The organism is Alcanivorax sp. VBW004, from assembly GCF_009718865.1.
GTDB lineage: Bacteria > Pseudomonadota > Gammaproteobacteria > Pseudomonadales > Alcanivoracaceae > Alcanivorax.
The window spans coordinates 1-1,261 of the sequence record NZ_WNHC01000013.1 but is presented as its reverse complement, the minus strand read 5'-3'; the positions used below and the strand labels follow the sequence as shown (position 1 = coordinate 1,261).

Sequence of the window (1,261 nt, the reverse complement as noted above, 5' to 3'; positions counted from 1 at the left end):
TGCTGTTTCTCAGAGATATCCCCTTTTCCATTTCTGCAGCTGTGGGTTTCATCGCGCTCTCGGGTATTGCCATCCTCAATGGGTTGGTAATGGTGTCGTTTATCCGTGAGTTGATGCATGAAGGTGTAACGCTGGATGACGCGATTATTGAAGGCGCGGTGACCAGGTTACGGCCAATTATAACCACCGCACTGGTGGCATCATTGGGTTTTGTGCCGATGGCGCTGAATACGGGTATCGGGTCTGAGGTTCAGCGACCACTGGCGACTGTCGTTATTGGCGGCATTATTTCTTCTACCTTGCTAACGCTATTTGTCCTGCCAGCCCTGTACCGGCTGGTCAATGGGAAGGCAGCGCAGCAAATCAACAACAAGGGAGTTTAGGTTGTGAAATTGAAATACTGGATTGGTCTTCTATCCATTTTGGCAAGCAGCATCGCCATGGGGCATGGCATGTCAGCAGAGGATAAGGCGAGGGCGCTCAATGCCGGTTTCATGGAGTACATTGAGCTTGGAGCGATGCACATGGTCACAGGCTATGACCATTTACTGTTTCTGTTCGGCGTGGTGTTCTTTCTGACCCGCTTCAGTGACATTGTTCGTTTTATAACCGCGTTTTCCATTGGCCACTCGATTACTCTGGTGTTTGCCACCCTCTATAGTATTCAGGCGAATTACTACTTAGTGGATGCGGTTATCGCTCTGACTGTCTGCTATAAGGCGTTTGATAACCTTGGCGGTTTCAAGACTTATCTGAAGATGAAGTCACCAAACTTAATGTGGATGGTTTTCGCTTTCGGTCTTATTCACGGGTTTGGACTGTCGACGCGATTGCAGCAATTACCTCTGGCAGAAGATGGTTTGGTTTTTCGCATCCTGGCTTTCAATGTTGGCGTAGAGTTGGGGCAGATTGCTGCGCTGGCCATCATGTTGTTTTTATTGTCTGGTTGGCGCCGCATGGCATCGTTCAAACGCTTCAGTCAAGCGACCAATGGGCTGCTGATGGTGTTGGGGTTGCTGTTGCTGTTGATGCAGCTGCATGGATATCTACACTCAAGCAATCCTGATGAATTTCCGCTGAACAAGGATGATCACCAGCATACTCATGAAGACATGGGGGTTGCTAATTCTCCGCTGTCCGGGTACGAGAAGCGCTTTGATTTGGATGCAGAGGATAGTGTTAACGGTGAGGTTGAAACAGAGGGTCGTGAGCCGGAGGAGTTGCCAAACAGTGCCTCTAATCCTCACGCCCATGGTGACGG

2 protein-coding genes are annotated in these 1,261 nt (G+C 49.6%); both read left to right on the top strand.

Annotated features, from left to right (window positions below; translation table 11 throughout):
* Nucleotides 1-383, top strand: a 383-nt coding sequence (locus F1529_RS17490) for an efflux RND transporter permease subunit (RefSeq protein WP_196220451.1), incomplete at its 5' end; no start/stop codon positions are given.
* Between the two features lie 3 nt (nucleotides 384-386).
* The coding region (locus F1529_RS17485; RefSeq protein WP_370457074.1) for a HupE/UreJ family protein at nucleotides 387-1,261 on the top strand (875 nt) is incomplete at its 3' end.